Source organism: Synechococcus sp. CS-205, assembly GCF_025128255.1.
Lineage (GTDB): Bacteria > Cyanobacteriota > Cyanobacteriia > PCC-6307 > Cyanobiaceae > Regnicoccus_A.
The window spans coordinates 35,691-52,939 of sequence record NZ_JAHLZB010000038.1 but is presented as its reverse complement, the minus strand read 5'-3'; the positions used below and the strand labels follow the sequence as shown (position 1 = coordinate 52,939).

Sequence of the window (17,249 nt, the reverse complement as noted above, 5' to 3'; positions counted from 1 at the left end):
AAAGGAAGGGAATCAGGCTAAGCGGCTCAGCAGCAGCACCCCTGGGCCTCAACGCCAGCGCCTCGGCCACCAGGCCCAGCGCAGCAGCTCGAAGACCGCCCAGAGCAGCAGACCGCCCACCAGCCAACCCGGCAGCCAGAGCAAGGGCCACAGCGGCCTGAGCAGCAGCACGCCCAGGGCCAGGCCAAGCGCCACCAAGGCTCTCACCCTCCCGGCCGCACCGGGGAGGGTGGTCCACCGGCGGAGCCAGGGAGGTGGCGCGGGCATGACCGGCAGACGGGAACCCCAGAATGCCAAAGCCGTACCGGAGCGCCGCTGCCTGACCTTGCCCAACCCGTCCCCTGCCGGTCGCCGCGGCCCGCTCACCCTGGCTCTCACCGTGATCGGCAGCGGGGCCTTGTTGCTGCTGGGGCGACTGCTGCTGCAACAACGGCCCCTTCCCACCCCTGACACCCCTGCCTTCGACCTGGAGAGAATCCGCCGCTGGGATCCCGATCCCGAGCGGCGCCGGGAAGCCAGCCTGCTGCTGCTGCCGGCCAGCAGCAGCGAGGACCCTTCAGGCCAGAGGCGCCTGCTGCGAGGGCAGGGCTGGGGACCGGGCCCACTGGCGGCGGTGGCGCTCAAGCGGGCGGCCCTCGCCCGCGAAGCCCAGGGGCTCGCTGCCACCCTCCAGTGGCGCGAGCTGCTGGAGCGCTTTCCCATGGCGCCTCCCAGCGCCGATGCCCTCTACGCTCTCGGCCGCGAAGACCCGCCCCAGCGTCGGGAGCTGCTGCGCCGCTTCCCGGCCCACCCCGCGGCCCTGGCCGCGGCCCTGGAACTGGGTCCCCAGGCCAGCCAGCGCCAGCAGGGAGCCCTGCATCTGGCCCGCTGGGGGCCCCGCTGGCCCGGTGCCGACGCACGCCTGCGCCAGATCTGCGCACAGCCGGCCACGGCTCTGAGTGCCGCCCAGCGGGGGAGCCTGGCCGCGGGGCTGGCCAGGGTCGGGGATGGGCGTCGAGCCCTGGGCTGCCTGGGTTCCACTCGGGGGGAGCCCAGGCAGGAGCTGGAGATCGGCCGGGCCCTGCTGCGGGGTGGTCCCGCCGAGGCCAGGGCCGGGGCTGCGCGCCTGCTGGCCCTGAGCCGAGAGCGAAGCCAGCGGCCAGAAGCTCTCGAGGCCGTGCGCCTGCTGGCCCAGACCCCCGCTCCCACGGTCACCCCAGCCGAGCTGAGTGAGCTGCCTGAACCCCTGCGGCTGAGTGCGCCTGTGCAGGCGCGGTTGGTGCTCGATGCCGGCGGAGACTGGCGTCCGGTGCTGCAGCGCTGGCCACGGGATCCCGCCAGCTGGGACCTGCAGTGGGACCTGACCCGGGCCGCCCTGCTCAAGGGAGAGGCCGAGCGGGCCCTGACCCTGCTGGAGGCCCTGCCCGCCACCGCTCTGCCGCCGCCGCTGGCCGCCCGACACCTCTTCTGGCGTGGCATGGCCCAGCGCCAGCTGGGCCAGCCGTCCGCGGCCCGGCGCAGCTGGGATGCTGTGTTGCGGCGTCTGCCCTGGAGCTACTACGCCTGGCGCAGCCGGGTCCAGCTGGGCGAACAACCCGAACTCCGGCTGCGCGCCGCCGGCCCGGTCGCCCTGGCGGCCGACCCTTGGCAGCCCCTGAACAGCGGCCAGCCTGATCTCGACCGGCTCTGGCGCCTGGCTCTCCACCTGGAAGCCTGGGAGCAATGGCGTCAGGAACGCCCCTCGGCAACCCTCACCTCGCCCGAGGAGCTGATGCTGGAGGGGCGGCTGCGGCAGGGGGTCGGGGACGACTGGACCGGCCTGGGCCAGCTGGAGCAGGCGAGCCTGCGCTGGGCCGGTGGCGACTGCCAGGCCAAACTGCCCCTGGAGCGGGCCCTGCTGCCGATCCGTCACGGCGAGGCCTTCAGCACGGCCGCGGCCCGCCACGGGCTGGATCCAACCCTGCTGCTGGCCGTGGCCAGACAGGAATCACGCTTCACCCCCGGGGTGGGATCGGTGGCGGGGGCCATCGGCCTGCTGCAACTGATGCCGGCCACGGCCGCGGAGCTGGCCGGGGGGGTGGTCAGCAAGGATCAGCTGCGCGAGCCTGCCTTCAATGCGGAGCTGGGGGCGGCGTACCTCAGCCAGATGCTCGACCTCTGGAAGGACAACCCCTTTCTGGCGATCGCCAGCTACAACGCCGGGCCGGGCGCGGTGGCCGACTGGCAGGACGGCAGGCTCCAGGCCAGCCCCGAACTCTGGGTGGAGGCGATTCCTTACCCCGAGACCCGCCTCTACGTGAAGAAGGTGCTCGGCAATCTCTGGGGCTACCAGGAACGGCCCAGGCGGAGCTGCTGAACGGGCCTCACCGTCAGGCCGCTTGTCCCAGCAGACCCCCCAGCTGCAAGAGCCGGCCGATCCAGACACCGAGCATCACGTACCCGCAGAGGAAAAAAGCCGTGAACAGCGGTGAGGGCACCACCCTGATGCGTGTGAGATCCAGGCGGGCCAGCAGCACCGCCGTGGCCAGGATCAGCACATCGGAGAGGGCACTGAGGTGGAGCAGGTAGAGGCCCCCGACAGTGACCAGGAGCAGGCTGACGATCAGGGTGATCACCCGGCTTGCAGCCATCAGCAGCGAAAGCTGACGCAGGAGCAGGTCGGGGACCGACGCCACCACCACCACGACCATCGCCTGCAGGCAGGCGACCGTCCAGTACAGCCCATGGACAGGATTCTGGTCGGGATTGACCAGGTCCTGGACCGGAGCATTCACCACCCAGTCGACGCCGAGATAGATGCTCACCAGCAGGAGCACGAGCAGGAACGGCGCCCGCAGGGGCAGCAGGGCGAGGCGCAGGATGCTGCCGATCACCCTGGTCATCGGGCCTCCAGCACCAGATCGATGGCGTCCAGGGGGCAGCTGGGGATGCATTGCTCGCAGACCAGACAGTGCTGGGCCGTGAATTCCAGCCGCCAGGCCGGCGGTCGACTGCGAAGGGCACCGCTGGGGCAGACGCTGGCGCAGATGCCGCAATCAACGCAGCGGCTGCGGTCGATGCGGATCTCTCCCGGGGCGCGATCAAGACCCAGCCCGAGATCCTCGAGCCACTGCTCGGCCGCATCGAGCTCGTCGATGTCACCTGAGAGCTCCACCACCATGGTGCCGCTCTGGTTGGGAGCGATCTGGGCCCGCAGGATCTTGGCGGCTATGTCGAAATCCACAGCCAGCCGATAGGTGATCGGGTGATGCACCGTTTCGCGCGGGAAGTGGATGGTGAGGCGACGCTTCACCGCAGCCAGGAGTGTTGGGCCATGCTATCGAGCTCCTGACACAGAACTGCCAGAGTGCCCGTGGTTCAGGCCCCTCGAGCGCCACGATGACTCAGCCCGACCCAGCGGCTCCAGCTGGTCCCTCCCCCCTTGGGCGCCGCGAGAGGATGGTGCTGGCTGCCGTCGCCGCCGCCCTGGCGCTGCTGCTGTTCTGGTTGCGCGGGGGACTGCAGCCCCAGGCACCACTGGAGCAGCTGGCCCGTCGTTCGCCTGAGCTGCCCCTGGCCCTCTCCAGTGGTCGCCCCACCATCGTGGAGTTCTACGCCGACTGGTGCGAAGCCTGCCGCTCGATGGCTCCGGCGATGGCGGCCCTGGAGAGTGAGCACCACGGCGAGCTCAATGTGGTGCTGCTGAATGTGGACAATCCGCGCTGGAGTCCTGAAATCGATCGCTACCGGGTGAACGGCATCCCCCAGCTGGAGCTGTTCGATGGCAGCGGCAGCTCGATCGGGCGCTCCCTCGGGGCCCGCAGCCGACCCGAGCTGGCTTCGATCATGACCGCCCTGATCGAGGAGACGCCCCTGCCACTGCTGGCGGGCGTCGGCAGCCTCTCGCCCCTGGCAGGCGGCGAGGCCCAGAACCCCAGCCAGGCCGTACCGGCCCAGGCCGGTCCCCGCAGCCACGGTTGAAAACCACCGCCCCCACCCCTGCCCGCTGCCCCATGGACCGTTTCCGGGTCGAGCTGATCGCTGCCACCCCCAATCCCCAGCAGTGCGTCTATGCCGCGATGCATCAGGACTACAGCGAGGGATTCGTTGCCGCCGACCGGGCCGACTGGCCCGACGAACGCACGGCGGGTGAGATCTGTGTGAAGCGGCTGCTCTCGGGCGAGCGCGGCCACTACGGCCCTCTGGAGCATGCCCAGATCGTGCTCAACGTGGGCTGGTTTCCCCACTCGGTCATGCAGCAGGCCCGCACCCACCGGGTCGGGGTGAGTTTCGATGTGCAGTCGATGCGCTACACCGGCGATCGCATCTGCCGCGCCGCCAACGGAGACCTGGAGCTGGAGGAGGTGTTCTACCTGCGCCCGGTGGGGTCCTACAGCGATCGCCAGGGCAAGAAATACGAGTACACAGCCGAGCAGCGAGCCCTCGACCTCGACCTCTGCCGGAAGGCGGCAGAGCGGTATCGGGATCTGCTGGCGGCAGGCTTCGCCGAGGAACACGCCCGCGGCATCCTCCCTTTCGACTACCGCCAGCACTTCGTGGCGAGCTTCAGCCTGCGCGCACTGCTGCATTTTCTCGATCTGCGGGCCAAGCTGGATGCACAGCTGGAGATCCGCCAGCTCTGTGATCTGATCTGGCCCCACCTGGAGTCGTGGGCTCCGGAGATCGCCACCTGGTATGGCCGTTCCCGGCTGCACAAAGCGCGCCTGGCCCCCTGACCACCTGTGCCTGCAAGACCCTCTGCAAGCCCATCGATGCCGCCGCTGCTGCTGCTCCTGCTGCTGATCGCCCCGGCCGCCCACGGCCAGACGCTGATCGATGCAGCGGGAGCGGCCGCCATCCAGGGAACCCTGCAAGGGGCCTCTGCTCCGGGATACACCAACCTGCTCAGATCCGTCGAAGGCTGGATGCTCACTCCTGGAGCAGGCGGCGGCAGCGATTCCTTCGGCATGCTCTCAGCGCCGGGCGCACGAGGTTCCCAGGCGGGGAGAGGCTCTGCCCTGCAGGAGAGCGAGACCCTGTTTGTGGTCAATGGACGGGTGATTCGTCTCTGCCCGAGCGGGCTGCCCTGCATCGGTCAGGTGCGCCGGGCCATGGGGCTGCCCTGAGCCCGAGCTGGCCCCTCCACTGATTCAGACCTTGGCCAGAGTGACGCGCTCCGGCTGATGCTGATATTTACCGGCACGATCCTGATAGGTGGTTTCGCAGGGATCTCCTTCGAAGAACAGCAGCTGGGTGATACCTTCGTTGGCATAGATGCGGCAGTCGGCCCCGGAGGAGTTGCTGAACTCGAGGGTGAGGTGGCCCTGCCAGCCGGCCTCGGCCGGCGTGGTGTTCACGATGATGCCCAGCCGGGCATAGGTGCTCTTGCCCAGACAGATCACAGTGATCGTTGGGGGGACTTTCAGTTTCTCCAGTGCGACGCCGAGTCCATAGGAATGGGCCGGCAGGATGAAGAAATCACCGTCGTCGTCGTGGTGGAGTGGCGCAGGCTCAAGGTTGTCTGGGTTGAACCGCTTGGGGTTCATCACCGTGCCAGGCACGTGCCGGAAGATCAGGAATTCCCGAGGCGAGAGGCGCAGGTCGTAGCCGTAGGAGGAACAGCCGAAACTCAGCACCGGCCGGGAGGCGGTGTCCGGAGCCAGGTGCCTCACCAGGTCAGGCTGGAAGGGCTCGATCATCCCTTCAACGGCCCTGGCATTGATCCAGCGGTCGTTCTTCAGCATGGGGCACCCCCGCGCCGCAGCTGGGTGACCTGATCGGCCATGCCCAGCAGCTCCAGGGGCATGGCCGGACCCGTGAGGATCACATCCAGGTGGGCCGGTCGTTGCTCAAGGGTGCTGATCACCTCCCCCCCTGGGAGGTACCCCAGCTCGATCGCCAGTCCAAGTTCGTCGAGAACCATCAGATCCACCGCCGCCTCCATCAGCTGATCACGGCTGAAAGCCCACACCTCCTCCACGGCGGCGCGCACCGACACCTGCTCCCGGTCGGCAGGCTCGGTGAGACAGGAGGCCACGGCCGGGCGCAACCACTGCAGGCGGCCGCAGAGGCTGAGGCTGCGGCCAGGCCCCTGGTCGACCCCACCCTTGAGGAACTGGCTGATCAGCACCCGACTGCCCAGCCCGGCTGTGCGCAGGGCCTGGCTGAACACCCCTCCGAAACTCCCGCGGAAGGGGGCTGTGTGCACCTGAAGCAGGCCTTCGGGCCTGGCCAGCGCTGCCCGGGGGCGGGGCGGCGGCACCGGCCGGGAGGCCGGCACGGCGCGCAGGGGATGGCGCGACTCATGGGAGGCGTTGCGCAGGCTGGCCGTCATCAACACCCCAAGGGAAGCGCGGTCCTGAATGTAGCGGCGTCCGGGCCGCCAGCAAGACTTCGCCACCATCCCTAGTGCGAACGTCCGTACCACTCTCCGAGCTCTGCTCTCGCCGGGCCTGCGTTGATACTGTTGATAGGTGTCGGACACTACAAGGCGCGCCATTGGCGATCCTTACCGTCCATCTCACACCTGCTCCGCCGAAACATGGTTGGCGCGATGCGCGGATTCAGCCGAACCGGCGGCCCTTCGACACCGGCTCCCGTCGGACTGGCCGCAGCCGCCAACGGCGCCAACACGCTTCTGGATGTGATGCGCGGGCTGAGCGGCTGCGTGATCGAAAGCGTGGAGCGGGGCAAAACGATCTTCTTCCCCGGTGATCCGGCCGAGCGGGTCTACCTGCTGCGTCGCGGAGCGGTCCGCCTCTCGCGGGTCTATGAATCGGGCGAGGAGATCACCGTGGCCCTGCTGCGGGAAAACAGCCTGTTCGGGGTGCTCTCTCTGCTCACCGGTCAACGGTCCGATCGCTTCTACCACGCGGTGGCCTTCACCCGGGTCGAGCTGGTGGCCGCCCCGGCCGGCTCGGTGCGGCGGGCCATCGAGCAGGACTCGAGCGTGGGGCTGCTGCTGCTGCTGGGCCTCTCCTCCCGGATCCTGCAGACCGAAACGATGATCGAGACCCTCACCCACAGGGACATGTCGTCGCGGCTGGTGAGTTTTCTGCTGGTGCTCTGCCGGGATTTCGGTGTGCCAGGCAGCGAAGGCATCACGATCGACCTGCGCCTCTCCCATCAGGCGATTGCCGAGGCGATCGGATCAACCCGGGTCACGATCACCCGCCTGCTGGGCGATCTGCGCCAGTCAGGGCTGGTGCAGATCGATCGCAAGAAGATCACGGTCTTCGATCCGGTCGCCCTCGCCAAGCGTTTCAGCTGAGCCGGTTGCCACCGCCACTGATACTGGGACCACACGCACGGCGCTGTGTCCGGCTGGCTGCTGATTCTGGCGCTCCTGGCCCTCGGAGGGGTGCTGGCCACCCTGGGCGACCGGCTCGGGAGCCGGGTCGGCAAGGCCAGGCTCAGTCTGTTCAACCTGCGGCCGCGCAACACGGCCGTGCTGATCACCGTGCTCACGGGCAGCCTGATCAGTGCCGTCTCCCTCGGCCTGATGCTGGCGGTGAGCGAACGGTTGCGCGTCGGGCTGTTCGAACTCGACGCCCTGCAGGCACGGCTGCTCGAGAGCCGCACCACCCTGCGCCGCAGTGAGAAAAATCTGCGCCTGAGCAAGCAGGAGCAGGCCCGCGTGGAGGCGGCCCTGAAGCGTGCCCGCCGCGATCGGGAGCAGACCCGCCGTCAGCTCACGGCCGCCGAGATCCAGGCGCGCCGGTTGCGCGGGGAACTGAAGCCCCTGCAGACCCAGCGACAGCAACTGCTGGCCCAGCGCAATCGACTCAACCAGGACATCCGCGCCAGGGACCAGGACATCCACAGGACCGAGACGGAACTGGCCCGGGTGCGCGGCCTGATCAGTGCCGGTGAGGCCGAGCTCAAGGGACTGGAGGAGAAACTGATCGCCCTGCGTCGCGGCGACGTGGTGCTCAGCAGCGGTCAGCCCTTGGCCACGGCCAAGGTGAAGCCCCGCAACGGGGCCGAGGCCAGGGAAGCGGTCGTGGCGCTGCTGCGTCAGGCCAATCTGAATGCCTTCCAGCGGGTTCTGCCCGGGGAAGACCCCAACCGGCAGATCCTGCTGGTACCGCGGCAGGACATCGCCACGCTCGAAGCCCGCATCTCCCGGGGAGGGCCCTGGGTGGTGAGCATCCTCTCGGCTGCCAACGTGCTGCGCGGCGAAGACCAGGTGCTGGGATTCCCCGACCTCAGGCCCAACCGCCAGGTGCTGCGCCAGGGCGATCTGATGGCGTCCACGGTGCTGGAGGGCAATGAGCGCTCCAGCGAACAGGTGCGCAGCCGCCTCAATCTGCTGCTGGCGGCCTCCTTTGCGAAGGCCCAGCGCCAGGGCTCGATCGCCGATGGGGTCCAGTTCGATGTGGCCACCTTCAACCGGCTGGGGCGAGAACTGAGTGAGCGGCCCCTCGGGCAGACCGTGACCCTGGAGGCTGTGGCACTCCGCGACGCGGAAACCCCTGACCCTCTGGTGCTCGAGCTCCGCCTGGCCGCGGTCCCCAGCGAACCACGGCCGGAACGGATGGGCCCGGGGCGGCCATGATCCGCTCGGCTCTCCAGGATCCAGCCGATCTGCCAGGCGAGGGCGCTCTGGCCGGGCTCGATCCGGGTCTCAGCAAGTGTGGACTGGTGCGCACCGACCAGCTGCGGCACCAGGTGCTCGAAGCCGCGGTGATGTCGCCCGAGCAGGCCTGGGGCCGGCTGGAAGGCTGGCTGGAGCAGGGGGACGTGGTGGCGGTGATCCTCGGCAATGGCACCGGCAGCGACTGCTGGAAACGGCGGCTGGACCAATGGCCACTGCCGGTGCTGCTGGTGGAGGAGCATGGGACCACCCTGGCGGCACGCCAGCGCTTCTGGGAACTCCACCCGGCAACGGGCTGGCGCCGGTTGTTGCCCAGGGGGCTGCGCCAACCTCCCCGCGACTGGGATGATGTGGTGGCCCAGTTGCTGCTGGAGCGGTTCCTGAACCACCCCCTGGCGCCGCCCTAGAACTTGGCCCGCACGGTGAAGGCGTAGTCGCCACCGGGCTCGAGCTGATAGTCGAGCTGGAGCAGAAAACGAAGCAGGGCGTCCTGGATCAGGGCACGGCCCAAGGAAGGCTCCACCGTCAGTTCTCCCCGGCCGAACGCCCAGCGAAAGGTCCAGTGGAAGCCACCGGCAGCCACCTCGCCCTCCAGCAGCTGATGGCTGAAGCTCTGGTGCAGCACCCGCAGCTGGGCGGTGGTGGCGGGCAGACGGCTCACGGGATCAGGGCATGGGGCACAGTGACGCCTCCAGCGTCAGGCAGGGGTGGGCTGAAAACTGTTCAGACGGGTGCCGGCTCGCTCATACCCCCGGGTGCGGATGAGGCCGACCCCCTCGAGCACTTCGGCCAGCACCTCCTGCACAAGGGGCCGCTCAGCGACTTCGAAGCGACCCAGCACATGGGAAATCGTACGGGCTTTGCGCAGGGCGGGATCCTGGGCCGGGGCACCGATGCCGATCCGCAGCCGGGCGAAGTCCTGGCTGCCCAGATGACTGATGGCGCTGCGCAGGCCGTTGTGGCCACCTGCACTGCCGGAGCGGCGCAGGCGCAGGCGCCCCAGGGAAAGATCCATGTCGTCCACCAGTACCAGCATCTGATCGGGACGGAGTCCGAACCAGTTGAGGGTGGACCGGATCGAGCGGCCACTCTCATTCATGTAGGTGCTGGGCTTGAGCAGGCGCAGGCGGGTGGGGCCATGGCCGATCTCGGCGATGGCCCCCTGCAGCTTGCCGTTCTGCCGGAATTGGGCGCCTTCCTGCTGAGCGAGCTGATCCAGGGCCATGAAGCCCACGTTGTGGCGGGTCTGGGCGTACTTCTCGCCGGGATTGCCGAGCCCGACAAGCAGCTGCAGGTCGGCAGCGAGTTGCAGAGACAACGCTCAGCTTGACGGGGACGGAGGGTTGGGATCGCCGGCGCTGGCATCGGCAGCACCGGCTTCAGACTCAAGGATGGTGGTGGAGACCGTTTCGGTGTCGACGGCCTTGCGGAATTCCTGCTCAAACTGGCTGGAGGCCGACTGAAACCCCTTGAGGGTGCGGCCGAGGGTGCGGCCCAGCTCAGGCAAACGCTTCGGTCCGAAGACGAGCAGGCCAATGGCGGCGATAACCGCCATCTCCGGAAGACCGATCCCAAAGAAGTTCATGGAAGGGGGGGTCTCAGGTGGAGGGGAGCGGCTGAGGGAGGGAACCGCCGATCAGCCCATGCCGTTCCAGTTGACGGTGATGCCGTCGAGAAGGAGCGAACGGTTGTAGAGCTGCAGGATCACCAGCAGAAAGACCAGGAACAGGGCCATGAAGACGCCCATGACCGGGGTGGTTCCCCAGCCGGGGACAACCTTGCCGTACTCGGAGTTGAGGGGGCGCAGCAGATTTCCCAGTCGGGTGCGTTGGGCCATGGCTGTGGTGTCCTCTCTGGCACATGGGATAGGGCCGTTACTGTAAGGGGCAAGGGTTCACCGGCGCAGCCCTCGCCGAGAGTTGTGACGGTCCGGTTCGCCGTCGGGCTTCGGCCGATGGCTCCGCTGGACAACCCCCTCACCGCCACATCCCGGATCGTCTCCGGTCTGTCCCCCTCCACCACCACCCTTGAGCGAAACCTCCCCAGCCATCTCCGTGGCGATCACCGTTCTGGTGGCCCTCCTCGCCCTCACCGGCTTCGGCGTCTACACCGCCTTCGGGCCACCCTCGAAACAGCTCACGGATCCCTTCGACGATCACGACGACTGATCCGCCAGCTGGCCAGTTGCCAAGGTCCCACGCGGGTGCGTACTTCGGACTCTGGTCCAACGTCCTCCGCTCCGGCAGAAGAGGGGAGCGGATCCCCGAGCCCATCGAGGCGCTCCAGCACCTGCCAGTCGGCTCCCAGCTCCAGCTGGTGACGACAGGGAGAGAGGTTCTGCACCGTCAGCCGGGCCAGACCGCCACCGCCTTCGCGCTCAAGGGAGATCAGACGCAGATCGCGGTGACCCAGCTCCAGCACTGAGCCAGGCATGGTTTCTCCCGCAGAGAAGGCAGGCCGCAGCCAGCACGGCTCCCGGAAGCGGACCGCCGCAGCCGCCACACCAGCCTGACGCCAGCCCTCGCCGCAGGGCATCAGAGCCAGGCGCAGGCGCTGTGCTCCGTTGTCGGCGCCTGGATCTGGCCAGGTCGGACCGCGCAACAGGGACACCCCCAGAGCCTCCGGACACGCTGAAACCCCCTGCGGCCCATCGAGCAGCACCGCCAATCCACCGGTGGCGGCCTGGCTCGCCACCCAGCTGATCGCCGGCACCTCCCAGCGGCTCGCTTCGCGCGCATTGGTGGCCGCAGCGGCCCGCTCGATCACAGCGGCACCGGTGTCGGCGGCCCAGCGCACGGCCGGATGCTGCAGGGGCAGCTCCAGCCGCAGCAGTTCGTGGCGCTGGCGCCAGTCGACCCGCAGGGTGAGCTCGAGCCAGGGGCAGCCGGCCCGCAGCTGCAGATCAAGGCGCAGGGCACTGGCGCCGCAGCGGCCGCGCCAGACCAGCCGGCAGCAGAGCGGACCGACTTCCGCCAGCGCCGGAACGGGTTCCCAGTCGAGGGGCAGGGGGTGCTGGCGGTAATCGGCGGCCAGATCCCAGGCATCCCAGAACTCGCCCCGATCCAGCCAACGCCGCCACTGCAGCGGTCCAGCCAGCTGTGGGCTGTGGTCGCCCCCCCAGAGTTGCTCGAGGCCCAGCGGGCCGAGCTGAGCCCAGATCAGGCCATTGCCCAGCCGCCAGCGCTCGCCGGCGGTGAGGGTCTCGAGCTTCACCGGATTCTCGATCGCGTCGTCGTCGGTGGCCGGCAGAGGGTCCGGGCCGGAGCGCTGTCGCCGCAGCCGCAGCACCGCCACGCCGGCGGGGGAGGGCAGCTGCACCCAGTGACCACCCGATGCGACGGGCTGGGAGGGCAGGGGCTGCTCCTCCAGGCTCCAGCGGCCCGCGGGAAGGCGCAGGGTGAGGGGGGCCGCCGGCAGGGGCTGCAGCTGGGCCCACCACCACGACTCCACCGCTCTGGAGGCCCCCTGAGCCTGATCACCGGCACCGGCACCAGCACCAGCACCAGCAGGCTCCAGCCAGGCGCGCAACGATCGATCACGACAGCGGGACGCCCGGCGGCGGGACGCCCGCCACTGGGGTTCAGCCTGCTCGAACACCTCGGGAATGGAGGTGCCCGGCAGGATGTCGTGGAACTGCTGAAAGAGAAGCTCACGCCAGCCGGAGGTCTCTGATCTCTCACCCGTGGCCCCGAGCAGGGCGCCGGCCAGGTCGGCCTCGCGCAGCAACCGCTCCAGGGTGCGGTTGTGGCGTTTCTGGTCGGGGCGGCTGGTGGCGCAACCGCGATGCAGCTCCAGGTAGAGCTCATCGCGCCAGACGGGAAGCTGGCCGCTGAGGGGCTCCAGCCGCTGCAGGTAGTCGCGCAGGCTGCCGTGCCGCTGCGGAGCGGTGGCTTCGTTGTTGCGCCACAGATCCAGCTGCTCCAGCATTTCGCGGGTGGGTCCGCCACCGTGGTCCCCGACCCCCGGCAGCCAGAGAGCTGTGGGGTCTCCCGTGGCCTCCTGCCACGCCAGCCGGTAGCGCTCCATGGCCAGTGGATCCCCGTCGGTGCCGATGGGGGCGGTCATCAGGGCCAGCACCTCAGCGCCACAGCGACTGCGCCAGCGGAACAACCGGTGGGGGAAGGGGGTGGTGGCGTTCCAGGCCAGCTTGTGGGTGCAGAACCAGCGCACGCCCGTGGCCGCCGCCACCGCCGGCAGGCCGGCACTGAAGCCGAAACTGTCGGGAAGCCAGGCCAGCTGATGCTCCCACTCCGGGAAGGTCCGGCGGCTGTAGGCCTGTCCTTCCTGAAACTGCCGCAAGAGGGAGGCGGTGCCGACCAGCACGCAATCGGCTTCCACCCAGGGGCCGTTGAGCGGCTCCCAGCGGCCGGCGCGCATCGCGGCGCGGATCCGCGCGAACAGGGCGGGACGATGCCGCTCCAGCCAGGCATACAGCGCCGGGGTGGAATGGCCGAAGTGCAGGTCGGGGTGGTGGTCGATCAGATCGAGGGCTGAGCGGAAGGTGCGTTCAGCGGCCTGCCAGGTGTCGGCCACCGGCCAGAGCCAGGCCAGGTCCAGATGGGCGTGGCCAAGCAGATGGAAGCTGCCGGCCACGCCTGGGAAGGGCTGGCGCAGCTGCTCCAGCTCCAGCCGTGTGGCCGTCAGCAGACCATCAGGGTCCGACGGATCGAGGGGCTCCGCCTCGATCGCGCTCAGGATCAGGGCGCCGTCGTCGTGCAGTGGACTGCGCAGCTCCAGCTCCAGGCGCAGGGGCTGCCCCTGCCACCAGTGCTGCGGAAGGGCCCAGCGGCAGGAGCTGTCGAACAGGTCACCACGGTGAACTGTGCGGCCATCGACCCGCAGCTCGGCGGCGGTGGCCCACCAGCGCAAGGCCAACCGGGCGCGGGCCGGGGACCGGCCCCGCCAGCTGGGAGGACAGCTCAGCTCCAGCACCAGATGCTGTGTCTGCCCGCCCCGCGGCCAGGCGATCAGACCGCGGGCATGCCAGTCGGGGCGATGGAGCCGAGCCCAGGGGTCGGCCAGGGCTCCCTGCCAGGAACCATCAGGGCCACGCCGCTGCCAGGCGGAGAGCAGATCGAGCCTCGAACGTGATCGAAACGTTTCAATCTCGGGGGGTTGCTGGGGGTCCAGGCCCTGCGTCATCGATCCCGGCCGTCAGTGACCCATAGGATGATGCGGCTGCCGAAGGGTCGTTCAGGCCCCACCTGGCGCCTGTCACTCCCTGTCACCCGCCGGACGGATTCATGCTCGCCCTCAAGATCTCCGTTTACTCGGTCGTTTTCTTCTTCATCGGCATTTTCGTCTTCGGCTTTCTGGCCAGTGATCCCAGCCGCACCCCCAGCCGCAAAGACCTCGAAGACTGAATCCACGCTCCGGTCGGGTGGGGTCACTACCTCAACCCACCTGAGAGAGCCCCCCGCGCCAACCAGGGCATGGCAGGATCGGCCGCGGTCCTGGAGACGTGGTGCCCTCAGCAACGCTTATCCGATGGGCCATCGGACTCGTGGGCGCGGCAACCCTGGCAACACCGGCGGTCAGCCGGGCCAGGACCCTGGAGTCAGAGTCCACCCCAGCCATCGTCAGTGAAGCGGGAGCCGGCGCTACCGACCCGCTCGCTACAGAAGCTCAGCATCAGGCCCCTGCTGCTCAGACCCTGCCCGCCCCCCAGCACCGTCCGGAGGCGAGATCCAAGGGGGTTGTGTCCGCAGACGCCAGGGGTATCGAGACCAACGCCCCCGAGGCCGACGCCGACGCCGGCGAACTCAGCCCCGCTGAGCTGACGCCCGAGGCGATCGCGAGTCCAGCCGAACCCTCAGCGCCCGCAGCCGCCGGCGACAACGATGGGGAGAGCTCCCCCGAGAAGACTCCTCCCAAGGAACTGGACATCAGCGCTGATCAGCAGGGATTCGACCTGGTGATCAACCGCTATGTGGCCACCGGCAACGCCAAAGCGGTTCTGGCTGGAGGCCGGTTGATGGCGGATCGTCTTGAGTACGACACCACCACCCGCACCCTCTATGCCACGGGCAGCGTGCGCTTCTGGCGCGGCCGGCAGTACGTGCAGGCCAGCATGCTCCGCTACAGCCTGATCGAAGGGGAAGGGGAGATGGAGGACGTCTACGGCGTTCTCGATCTGGAGACCAGCCTGGAGGACCTCGACCCCGAGCAGGCCCCCTCCATCCCGCTGCCTGAGCCTGCCCCCGTCGCCTGCCCGACGGTGCTGCCCGAGATTCCCGACTGGCACCCCCACCCCTGGAGCGCCACCCTCTGGGGCGGACAGATGTTCCACTCCGATTTTGGACAGACCTTCTTCGGCCAGGGCGTCTTCCGCCCGGAGCGGGTCCTGGGCGCCGGTCTGCAGAAGCGGTTGATCAAATCCGGACCGTTCGCCCTGGAACTGGACTTCAATGCTCTCGGCCACTGGGCCTCGGCCCAGAAGGGCGGGCGCTACACAAGACCCTTCACCGCCAGCGAGGTGGCCAACCTCTCCACCTCCGCGCAGACCTTCGGTGAATTCACCGCCGGCATCGGCCTGAGGGCCTGGCTGCAACCCTGGCTCAGCCTGGGGTTCGTCCAGGGCGTCAGCCTCAACACCAACCTCAGCAACTACGAAGACACCTACCGGGAGAGGTCGGCCCGGTTTCTCAACTACCTGGGTTTCGAGATCGAGGGCTCCTTCTCGCCCCAGTGGTCGATGGTGGGCAGAATTCACCACCGCTCCGGCGCCTTCGGCACCTATAACGGCGTCCGGGAAGGCAGCAACGCCTACCTGCTCGGCCTGCGCTATCGCTTCGGAGGGGATCCGGAGCCCACGGATGATCCCCAGGCCAGCCTGCGGCCGGCCAAAGGATGCCCCAACCGCGGAGCGGAGCCGCCGGATCTCCCCCGCTCCCTGCCGGAGGCCCTCGAACAGGTGGCCATGGGCGGCGAGGCACCGGTACCGGAGCAAGAACCACCAACCCCAGACGACAGCACGGACTCGCCCCAGGACGAGCGACCCTCGTTCCGGGCCATGCGAGAGCAGGAGCAACGGCGGGCCGCCGCCGCCGCCGCCATCGAGCAAAGGATTTCTGACGTACAAAAGCGCGAAGGGCTGGTGATCGAGCGTCGCGGGCAAGTGGGCGGCAACGACGACCTGACCGCCGATCAGAACAGCGACTTCGGCCCTGCAACGCCGCGCCAGGTGCGGCGCCTGCGCTCGGAGAAGAACCGCCAGGCGGTGCAGGGCACCCTCACCCACCTGCGCTATCAGGCGGCCCGGATCGTGTTCACCCCCAATGGCTGGCGCAGCGACCGCGCCAGTTTCAGCAACGACCCCTTCACGCCCTCCCAGTCGTGGATGGATGCGGATCAGGTGGTGGTCAACCAGGACACCAACGGCGACCTCCTGATCACCTCCAAGCGCAATCGGCTGATCCTCGAAGACCGTTTCGCCATTCCGGTGAGCTCACGAACCCGCATCCGCAAGCAACAGGAAGTGGAGAACCGCTGGGTGCTGGGAGTTGATCAGGACGACCGCGACGGCTTCTTCGTGGGCCGGCGCCTGAAGCCGATCCGGATCGGGGAGAAAGGAACCCTGGAACTGGAGCCCCAGTTCATGCTCGAGCGCGCTTACCAGGGCACCACCGACAGCTACCCCCGCCCTGGCGGCCAGGCCGGTGGACCCTCCGTCAGCCAGGACAACACCCTGGGGGACCTCTTCGGCCTGGAGGCCAGGCTGAAGACGCCGCTGCTGGGTTTCGATGCCAGCCTGAATCTGGATGTCTCCACCTTCAATCCCGAGAACATCGCCAACGGCACCCGCAGCTGGGGCCAGTTGAACCGCAACATCACCCTGCCCCTGGTGGGCGACACCACGGCCCGTCTGTTCGGGGCTTACCGCTTCCGGATCTGGAATGGAACGCTCGGTGAGCAGGACGTCTATTCGGCTTACGGCGCCTCACTGGAGAAAGACGACACCCTGCCGAACTGGGGCAAACTCACCAACCGCTACTTCTGGCGGTTGGGCCTTGGCAACTACCAGAGCAACGAGTTCCTCAACAGCGGGGAGGAATCCAGGAATTTCGCCCAGCTCTGGCGGGCCAACGCGGTGGGGTCGCTGAACAGCTCCCTCCGGCTTTGGCGGGGCAAGGCACTGCCGTCCACCCCGGAGGGCGCCCTGCGTTACTCCCCCGAGCCGATCGTGCCTGGCCTGACCCTGAGCACCAATCTCTCGGGCAGTGCGGCTTACTTCGGCGACGGGTCTTACCAGAACACCTTCTCGTTCTCCGGAGGGCCCACCCTCACCCTGGGGCACTTCAACAAGCGCTTCTTTGATTTCACCCAGCTCACGATCACCGGCGGCATCACCCTCCGTGACGGCCTCAGCCCCTTCAGCTTCGACGCCGCTGTCGATCTGGGCACGGTGGGCATCGGCCTCACCCAGCAGATCGCCGGTCCGCTTCTGTTCGACGGGGGGGTTGGCATCAACGTGGATCCAGCTTCCGAGAACTACGGCGAAGTGACCGGGTCCTACGTGGAGCTGCGCTGGCAGCGCCGTTCCTATGCCTTCAGCGTTTTCTACAGCCCCTACGAAGGAATAGGCGGTGTGCGGGTGCGCCTCAACGACTTCGGCTTCAAGGGCACGGGGGTTCCGTTTGCCCCCTACCGACCGGAGCTCCGAGGGGCAACAGGACGCCGGACCCCGTTCTGAGCC

General features: G+C 68.5%; 20 protein-coding genes. 10 read left to right on the top strand and 10 right to left on the bottom strand.

Translation table 11 applies throughout. The features are described 5' to 3' along the window. Window positions 1-48: 48 nt before the first annotated feature. Window positions 49-198 (bottom strand): hypothetical protein, encoded by a 150-nt coding sequence (locus KQ297_RS09680; RefSeq protein ID WP_311133998.1) that lies wholly within the window; start codon window positions 196-198, stop codon window positions 49-51. Window positions 199-265: 67 nt separating this feature from the next. Between KQ297_RS09680 and KQ297_RS09675 the strand changes: the two genes are divergently transcribed. Next, window positions 266-2,335, top strand: coding sequence for a lytic transglycosylase domain-containing protein (locus KQ297_RS09675; RefSeq protein WP_259739227.1), 2,070 nt, complete (start codon window positions 266-268; stop codon window positions 2,333-2,335). 13 nt (window positions 2,336-2,348) lie between these two features. On the opposite strand, the gene KQ297_RS09670 is transcribed toward KQ297_RS09675, so the two are convergent. Continuing rightward, window positions 2,349-2,861 (bottom strand): hypothetical protein, encoded by a 513-nt coding sequence (locus KQ297_RS09670; protein ID WP_259739226.1) that lies wholly within the window; start codon window positions 2,859-2,861, stop codon window positions 2,349-2,351. Beyond that, a complete protein-coding gene (locus KQ297_RS09665) occupies window positions 2,858-3,271 on the bottom strand; it encodes an NIL domain-containing protein (protein WP_185466583.1) in 414 nt (137 codons plus the stop codon). Before KQ297_RS09665 ends, KQ297_RS09670 begins: the two co-directional genes overlap by 4 nt. Window positions 3,272-3,357: 86 nt before the next feature. On the opposite strand from KQ297_RS09665, the gene KQ297_RS09660 reads away from it, so the two are divergent. From KQ297_RS09660 to KQ297_RS09650, 3 genes are read left to right on the top strand one after another with little or no spacing between them, the layout of a single operon-like run. Further along, window positions 3,358-3,939, top strand: a complete 582-nt coding sequence (locus KQ297_RS09660; RefSeq protein WP_259739225.1) for a thioredoxin domain-containing protein — start codon at window positions 3,358-3,360, stop codon at window positions 3,937-3,939. A 32-nt stretch (window positions 3,940-3,971) separates the two neighbouring features. Beyond that, on the top strand, window positions 3,972-4,694 hold the full coding sequence (gene thyX / locus KQ297_RS09655) for an FAD-dependent thymidylate synthase (RefSeq protein WP_259739260.1): 723 nt from the start codon (window positions 3,972-3,974) through the stop codon (window positions 4,692-4,694). A 36-nt stretch (window positions 4,695-4,730) separates the two neighbouring features. After that, on the top strand, window positions 4,731-5,084 hold the full coding sequence (locus tag KQ297_RS09650) for a hypothetical protein (protein ID WP_259739224.1): 354 nt from the start codon (window positions 4,731-4,733) through the stop codon (window positions 5,082-5,084). Between the two features lie 24 nt (window positions 5,085-5,108). On the opposite strand, the gene dcd is transcribed toward KQ297_RS09650, so the two are convergent. Together dcd and KQ297_RS09640 are read right to left on the bottom strand one after the other, a co-directional pair. Beyond that, window positions 5,109-5,702 (bottom strand): dCTP deaminase, encoded by a 594-nt coding sequence (gene dcd / locus KQ297_RS09645; RefSeq protein ID WP_185466576.1) that lies wholly within the window; start codon window positions 5,700-5,702, stop codon window positions 5,109-5,111. Beyond that, entirely contained in the window at window positions 5,696-6,292 is a 597-nt protein-coding gene (locus KQ297_RS09640) for a cob(I)yrinic acid a,c-diamide adenosyltransferase (protein WP_259739259.1), read from the bottom strand. Before KQ297_RS09640 ends, dcd begins: the two co-directional genes overlap by 7 nt. Window positions 6,293-6,499: 207 nt before the next feature. Here KQ297_RS09640 and ntcA point away from each other — a divergent pair, with 207 nt between their 5' ends. From ntcA to KQ297_RS09625, 3 genes are read left to right on the top strand one after another with little or no spacing between them, the layout of a single operon-like run. After that, window positions 6,500-7,228: a global nitrogen regulator NtcA gene (gene ntcA / locus KQ297_RS09635; RefSeq protein WP_259739223.1), complete on the top strand. Its 729-nt coding sequence runs from the start codon at window positions 6,500-6,502 to the stop codon at window positions 7,226-7,228. A 45-nt stretch (window positions 7,229-7,273) separates the two neighbouring features. After that, window positions 7,274-8,515, top strand: a complete 1,242-nt coding sequence (locus KQ297_RS09630; protein WP_259739222.1) for a DUF3084 domain-containing protein — start codon at window positions 7,274-7,276, stop codon at window positions 8,513-8,515. Beyond that, complete coding sequence (locus tag KQ297_RS09625) at window positions 8,512-8,961, top strand: resolvase (protein ID WP_259739221.1); 450 nt, start codon at window positions 8,512-8,514, stop codon at window positions 8,959-8,961. The genes KQ297_RS09630 and KQ297_RS09625 overlap by 4 nt, the downstream gene beginning before the upstream one ends. On the opposite strand, the gene KQ297_RS09620 is transcribed toward KQ297_RS09625, so the two are convergent. From KQ297_RS09620 to psbH, 4 genes are read right to left on the bottom strand one after another with little or no spacing between them, the layout of a single operon-like run. After that, a complete protein-coding gene (locus tag KQ297_RS09620; protein ID WP_185466568.1) occupies window positions 8,958-9,215 on the bottom strand; it encodes a DUF3146 family protein in 258 nt (85 codons plus the stop codon). The genes KQ297_RS09625 and KQ297_RS09620 overlap by 4 nt on opposite strands. A gap of 36 nt (window positions 9,216-9,251) precedes the next feature. Further along, window positions 9,252-9,872 (bottom strand): aminoacyl-tRNA hydrolase, encoded by a 621-nt coding sequence (gene pth / locus KQ297_RS09615; RefSeq protein ID WP_399251566.1) that lies wholly within the window; start codon window positions 9,870-9,872, stop codon window positions 9,252-9,254. Between the two features lie 3 nt (window positions 9,873-9,875). Beyond that, a complete protein-coding gene (locus KQ297_RS09610) occupies window positions 9,876-10,139 on the bottom strand; it encodes a TatA/E family twin arginine-targeting protein translocase (RefSeq protein ID WP_259739220.1) in 264 nt (87 codons plus the stop codon). Window positions 10,140-10,190: 51 nt separating this feature from the next. Beyond that, the gene (psbH, locus tag KQ297_RS09605) at window positions 10,191-10,391 is read right to left on the bottom strand and encodes a photosystem II reaction center phosphoprotein PsbH (protein ID WP_006172417.1); all 201 of its coding nucleotides are present in this window, start codon (window positions 10,389-10,391) and stop codon (window positions 10,191-10,193) included. A gap of 190 nt (window positions 10,392-10,581) precedes the next feature. Here psbH and psbN point away from each other — a divergent pair, with 190 nt between their 5' ends. Next, on the top strand, window positions 10,582-10,722 hold the full coding sequence (gene psbN / locus KQ297_RS09600; protein ID WP_006172418.1) for a photosystem II reaction center protein PsbN: 141 nt from the start codon (window positions 10,582-10,584) through the stop codon (window positions 10,720-10,722). Here psbN and KQ297_RS09595 read toward each other — a convergent pair. Beyond that, window positions 10,691-13,696, bottom strand: coding sequence for an alpha-mannosidase (locus KQ297_RS09595; RefSeq protein WP_259739219.1), 3,006 nt, complete (start codon window positions 13,694-13,696; stop codon window positions 10,691-10,693). The two genes, psbN and KQ297_RS09595, sit on opposite strands and share 32 nt — an antisense overlap. Window positions 13,697-13,797: 101 nt before the next feature. Between KQ297_RS09595 and KQ297_RS09590 the strand changes: the two genes are divergently transcribed. Together KQ297_RS09590 and KQ297_RS09585 are read left to right on the top strand one after the other, a co-directional pair. Next, a complete protein-coding gene (locus KQ297_RS09590) occupies window positions 13,798-13,917 on the top strand; it encodes a photosystem II reaction center protein I (protein ID WP_006172424.1) in 120 nt (39 codons plus the stop codon). A gap of 335 nt (window positions 13,918-14,252) precedes the next feature. Next, on the top strand, window positions 14,253-17,246 hold the full coding sequence (locus KQ297_RS09585; RefSeq protein WP_259739218.1) for a DUF3769 domain-containing protein: 2,994 nt from the start codon (window positions 14,253-14,255) through the stop codon (window positions 17,244-17,246). Window positions 17,247-17,249: the final 3 nt, after the last annotated feature.